The organism is Longimicrobiaceae bacterium, from assembly GCA_035696245.1.
Lineage (GTDB): Bacteria > Gemmatimonadota > Gemmatimonadetes > Longimicrobiales > Longimicrobiaceae > DASRQW01.
Genome location: DASRQW010000225.1, coordinates 1 through 5,846, shown reverse-complemented (window position 1 = coordinate 5,846; position 5,846 = coordinate 1). Strand labels below are relative to the sequence as shown.

5 protein-coding genes are annotated in these 5,846 nt (G+C 72.1%); 1 reads left to right on the top strand and 4 read right to left on the bottom strand.

Annotated elements, in window-relative coordinates; translation table 11 throughout:
- Nucleotides 1–62 precede the first annotated feature (62 nt).
- The 4 genes from VFE05_10690 to VFE05_10675 form a co-directional block, all read right to left on the bottom strand.
- Entirely contained in the window at nucleotides 63–239 is a 177-nt protein-coding gene (locus VFE05_10690) for a hypothetical protein (protein ID HET6230524.1), read from the bottom strand.
- Nucleotides 240–339: 100 nt separating this feature from the next.
- Nucleotides 340–552, bottom strand: a complete 213-nt coding sequence (locus VFE05_10685) for a hypothetical protein (GenBank protein ID HET6230523.1) — start codon at nucleotides 550–552, stop codon at nucleotides 340–342.
- Between the two features lie 157 nt (nucleotides 553–709).
- Nucleotides 710–922: a hypothetical protein gene (locus VFE05_10680; GenBank protein HET6230522.1), complete on the bottom strand. Its 213-nt coding sequence runs from the start codon at nucleotides 920–922 to the stop codon at nucleotides 710–712.
- Between the two features lie 512 nt (nucleotides 923–1,434).
- Nucleotides 1,435–4,569, bottom strand: a complete 3,135-nt coding sequence (locus VFE05_10675) for a hypothetical protein (GenBank protein HET6230521.1) — start codon at nucleotides 4,567–4,569, stop codon at nucleotides 1,435–1,437.
- Between the two features lie 783 nt (nucleotides 4,570–5,352).
- On the opposite strand from VFE05_10675, the gene VFE05_10670 reads away from it, so the two are divergent.
- Nucleotides 5,353–5,846: GAF domain-containing protein (locus tag VFE05_10670; protein HET6230520.1), on the top strand; the 494-nt coding region annotated here is incomplete at its 3' end.

Sequence of the window (5,846 nt, the reverse complement as noted above, 5' to 3'; positions counted from 1 at the left end):
TGAGGTTGCGCCGCGGCGGAGCGATCGCCCCGCCGCGTCCAATCGTGGCTTCGCGGCCGTGCTCAGACGCAGTGGCAGAGCGCGGACGCCATGGCCCCGGCACCGCCCGCGAACGGGTCCATGCCGCAGGTGAAGCCGGTGGCGTGGGCCTGCACGGTGCCGCGCGGCGCGGGCGCCTCGGGCGCGGTCCGGAAGGTCTCCACGTTCAGGTCGTCCGTGTTCAGCGCGAGCTTCTTCATCTGCGGCTCCTTCGTGGGGTGGGCGCCCGCGCGTGGCGGGCGGGCGGCGGAGCGGCGTCTTCCGCCCCGCCGTTCTTCGCGCTCCGCTTCCCGCTGCGGGTCAGACGCAGCAGGGGGTGGTCATGGGCCCGTCCTTCAGCGTGGTGTCGGCGGGCGGGTTGCCGCACGTGTAGCCGCTGGGGCCGCACGGGTAGCCCTGCGTGCGCACGATGCTGCCGTTGCCGTGCACGGTGCCGCGAGCCTCGGCCAGCACCTCGGTGGTGGGGAAGCTCTCGACCCGCAGCGCTTCGGTGTCCAGGGCAAGCTTCTTCATCCGTGCCTCCGTGGGAGTGGATGGTCGCCCCGTCGCGCGGGGCAGGGTGGGCGGAGGGTTCCGCCCGCGACGTGGCCGAAGCGAAAAAGGCCCACCGTGCGTGCCCGCCGTTCGCGGGTGCCGGTGGACCTCTCGCTCGGGTCCGGGTGCGGCTGCGTCAGACGCAACACCCGGCGGTGGCCCGCGCGCCTTCGTGGCGCGTGGTGTCCGGGAACGCGCCGCACGTGTACGACGTGGGCGCGCAGGGCACGGCCGAGCACGTGCTGGTGGGCGCGAGGCCCAAGACGGTGCCGCGCGCGGACTGGGCCGCGTCGCTGGTGGGGAAGCTCTCGACCGGCAGGTCGCGCAGGTCCAGGGCGAGCTTCTTCATGGCAGCCTCCTGCGTGGAGTGTGCGCCCCGCGTGGGGCCCGCCGCGGCCGGGATCTCCGTCCGCGCCTCCGTTCCGCCGGCCGCCCATCTCCCGTAACTGCGCCCGGAGACGCGAGATGCGAGATGCAGGTGTGAGCCGGTGCATCCTAATAAGCGTCTTCAAACGTGCAGTGTCAACCCGCGACACCGTCCACATCCACCAGCGTGCGGTAGATGGTTACGCATCTTCCGCTTCCCCGTCGCTCCACGCCGACGGCGAAAAACGCGCGCCGAGGCGAACCGGCTGTCCGTCAGCGCCGGCATCGCCGGTCCGAATCACAAGTGCAGACGCCAACCGCGTGATCTGCAGTGGTCGCGGAACACAAGCGCCCGCGCATCCGGAAGCGGATCGGATGCGATAAATCGCACCCCTACATGTCGTTAAGTCATCTTGGATGGCGGAGGGGGAGACGAAGCGCAGGGATGCCAAACACCCCCTCCCCCAGGCAGTTTTGGGGGAGGGGGTGGCGAGCCTAAGCGAGCGGGGAGGGGGCCACCCGCGCCAGCCTCCGTGCCCGCAGCAGCTCGTTGAAGCGCGGCAGCTCCGTAGCGACGATGGCGTCCAGGCGGGCGCGCTGGGCGGCCAGGCGGGTTGAAAGCTCCTGGAAGACGGTGAACGACACGTCCGTCGGCTTCTGCTGGGCGCTCTCCACCACGCCTTGCAGCGCGGCGATCTGGTTGTTCAGGCGGATGGGGTAGTTGAGCGGGTCCTGGCTGCTCTGGAGGCGCGTCTGGTAGATCTCCTCCTCCACCGCGGCGAGGTGCGCGCGCAGCGAGTCCGCCGCGGCCGTGAGCTCCGCATCGGCGCGGTCCTTCACGCGCGCGTCGATCTGCTCGCGCAGGCCGCGGATGAGCATGACGGCGCGGTTCGCCTCGCTGGTCCGGTCGCGGATCTGCATCGCCAGGCGGAAGCCCGCCTCCAGGTCCGCCTGCGTCACGTCCGTGAGCCGCGGGTCCTTGAGCACGCGGAAGGGCTGGGTCTGCGTGCGCCCGTCCACCGTGAGGCGCACGGAGTACGCGCCGGGCACGGCGACGGGGCCCTGGAGGCGCGCGGCCCACAGCACCATCTTCGGGAAGTCCGCCGGGCCGGGGTAGCGCAGGTTCCACACGAAGCGGTGCATCCCCGCCGTCACGTCCACCTTGGGATCGCGGCCGCGCGGCGGGCCGTCCTCGTCGTCGTCGCCGCTGGCGGCTGGTGCCTTCGCCGTGTCGCCCGGCGTGCCGGTGAAGCTGCGGATCACCGCACCGTTCGCGTCCAGGAAGTCGAGCGTCACGCGCCGCGCCGGCCGCTTGAGCGTGTAGAAGACGTTCAGACCGCCCGAGCCGCGCACCGCGTCGTCCGGCGCGAAGAGGAACGAGGGCGCGTCCACCGCCGCGGGCGCGAGCTGCCGCAGCAGCGCCGCGTGGTCCAGCACGTAGAACGACCGCCCGTGCGTCGCGGCGATCACGTCGTTCCCCACGACGATCAGGTCGGCCACCTGCACGTCCGGCAGCCCCAGCCGCAGCGAGCGCCAGTGCGCGCCGTCGTCCCAGCTCACCCAGGCGCCGTGCTCGGTGCCCGCGTACAGCAGGCCGGGCCGCACCGGGTCCTCGCGCACCGCCCGCGCGAAGTCGCCGGCCGGGATGCCGGTGGTGATGCGCGTCCACGTCGCCCCGAAGTCGTCCGTGCGGAAGATGTACGGCGCGCGGTCCTCCATCTGGTACCGGTTCGCGGCCACGTACGCGCGCCCGGCCTGGTGCGGCGACGCCTCGATCAGGGAGATGCGCGCGAACTCGCCCAGCGCGGCGGGCGTCACGTCGGCCCAGTGCCCGCCGCCGTCGCGCGTGACCTGCACCTTGCCGTCGTCCGAGCCCACCCAGATCACCGCCCCGTCGCGCGGGCTGGGGGCGATGGTGAAGATGGTGCCGTACGTCTCCACCCCCGTCTGGTCCAGCGTGATGGGCCCGCCGCTGGGCCCCAGCGTCTTCGGGTCGCCGCGCGTCAGGTCCGGCGAGATGCGCTCCCACGTCTGCCCCTCGTTCGCCGACCGCCACAGGTGCTGCGAGCCCGTGTAGAGCACCCGCGGGTCCGTGGCCGAGAAGACGATGGGGTACGTCCACTGGAACCGCTCGCGGATGTCGGCGGCCGAGTGGCCCATGGGGTTCTCCGGCCAGACCTGTACGTTGCGCTCCTGGCCCGTGCGCCGGTCCAGCCGCGTGAGCAGGCCGCCGTAGCTGCCGGCGTAGAACACGTCGCCGTTGCGCGGGTCCGGCGCCACGTAGCCGCTCTCGCCGCCGCCCACCTCGTACCAGCGGCTGCCGTTTCCGTCGCTCTCCACGCACGCCGTGGAGTTGTCCTGCTGCGCGCCGCACACGTGGTAGGGGAAGTGGCGCGTGACGGCCACGTGGTACATCTGCGCCGTGGGGTAGTCCTGGTCCGTCCAGCTCTCGCCGCCCGTCACGGAGACGTTGGCGCCGCCGTCGTTGGCCTCGATCATCCGCCGCGGATCGGCGGGGTCGATCCACAGGTCGTGGTTGTCGCCGTGCGGGACGCGGATGGCCTTCGGGAAGGTGCGCCCGCCGTCGGTGCTCTTCCACACGCTGGTGTTGAGCACGTACACGGTGGCCGTGTCCTTGGGGTCCGCGTAGATGCGCGTGTAGTAGAAGGCGCGCTGCCGCAGCTTGCGCTCGGAGTTGACGCGCGTCCACGTGGCCCCCGCGTCGTCGCTGCGGAATACGCCGCCCTCCGCCGCCTCCACGATGGCCCACACGCGGTTCGGGTTCGCGCCCGAGACGGCGATGCCCACCTTGCCGAGGATGCCGGCCGGCATGCCCGGGTTGCGCGTCAGCTCCGTCCACGTATCCCCGCCGTCCGCGCTCTTGAACACGCCGCTGCCCGGGCCGCCGCTGGAGAGCGACCACGGCGTGCGGTTCACCTCCCACAGGCCGGCGTACATCACCCGCGCGTTGCCGGGCGTGAGCGCCAGGTCCACCGCGCCCGCCCGGTCGCCGCGGAACAGCACCTTGCTCCACGTCCGCCCGCCGTCGGCCGTGCGGAACACGCCGCGGTCCGCGTTCGGCCCGTACGGGTGGCCCAGCGCGGCCACGTAAACCCGGTCGCAGTCGTCCGGGTCGATGCGCACGCGGGCGATGGCGTGCGTGTCGTCCAGCCCCGCGTGCGTCCACGTCTTCCCGCCGTCCGCGCTGCGGTAGATGCCGTCGCCCTGCATGATGTTGCCGCGCAGCTCCGTCTCGCCCAGGCCGGCGTAGACCACGTCCGGGTTCTTCGCGCACACCGCCACCGCGCCCACCGACGAGCTGGTGAAGGCGCTGTCAGACACCGGCTTCCACGTGGTCCCGCCGTCGCGCGTCTTCCAGAGGCCGCCGCCGGTGGCGCCGAAGTAGTACTCCAGCGGCCGCGACGGGCTGCCTGCCGCCGCGATGGAGCGCCCGCCGCGGTTCGGCCCGATGTTGCGCCACTTCAGCGCCGAGAACGCCGACGTGTCGAAGGTCGCCGGTGCGGCGGGGGCGGGGCCGCGCTGTGCGGCGGACGGCGGCGGGCAGGCCAGCCCCAGCAGCGCCGCGGCCGTGAGCACGGCACGGCGGCGGGTCGGGATCGTGACGGGCATGCGGGACTCTCCGGGACGGGCGGGTCGGTGCGGCGCCCCGCAGGAGGGCGCGTGCGGGGGTGCGGAACGGCCGGGAACGGGATACCGTACGCCCGGCCTCGCCCCGTTGCAAGGGAACGCACGCTTCCACGCAGCTCCACCGGGCTCAACGGAAGCGTATCGCCGGACAGAACGATCTCCCACACCGCGTATCCACCGACTTCGGGAGATGCGCCGCCACCCATCGTCCGCTCGATCCGGAAAACCCAGTTGGACGGTCGGTAGATGACGGTTCGGGAGATGATGATCGAGCGATGATGATGGGGAGATGATGATCGGGAGATGATGATCGGGAGATGATGATCGGGAGGTGCCACGGGATGCGATCCGTGAGATGAAAGGCGGCGGAACGAGCCGGGGTGGATCGAGTGCACGAGGATGGATGAGCAACCGGTCGGGGGATGCGGAAAGGCGGTGCGGTGTTCCGCATCTCCGGCCGGACGTGCCGGCGGTGGAGCGGGATCGCAGAGGTGTAAATATCGTATACAGCTTTCGGGAAACGCTCGAAACCACTACACTTCGCGTACGACCCCAAACGCAGTCGTGATCGCGTAACAACCGCTGGTGCAAAGGGTTGTGTCCGGTTTGCCCTGAGGCGGACGGCGGCATGGGCCGTGCTTCGCGAAGGGGCTTTACAGGGTGCGCAGGGAACCTTCCGGGCCGATCCGCCGCCAACGAGCGCACGGCCGGCGCGGCCGTTTTTCCCGCGGCCCGCAGACACTACAAACTCGCAGGACCCTTCTCATGCAATCGGGCAGACACGCCGCCGCGGTGGCCGGCCTTCTCGACGCGACGGCGGACGAAGCGCTGGACCGGCTGTCGCGGCTGGCCTCCACCGTGCTGGGCACGCCGGTGGCGCTCATCTCCGTCTTCGACGGCGAGCGCATCTTCTTCAAGAGCTTCGTGGGTCTTCCGGAGCCCTTCGCCTCGGCGCGCGGCCTCGCGCAGCCGTGTGCCTTCTGCGACGTCGTGCGCCGCGGCCCCGAGCCGCTGGCCGTGGCCGACGCGCGCCTGGACCCGCGCTTCCGCGACGACGAGCTCGTGGCCGCGGGCGGCGTGGCGTACCTGGGCGCGCCCCTGCGCACGCCCGGCGGCGAGACCCTGGGCGTCCTCTCGGTCATCGGCCGCGAGCCGCGCGAGTGGACCGGGGCCGACCGCGGGCTGCTGGCCGACCTCGCCGCGTCGGTGGTTGCAGAGGTGGAGTGGCGCGTCGCCACGGCCGACCGCCGCCGCGCCGA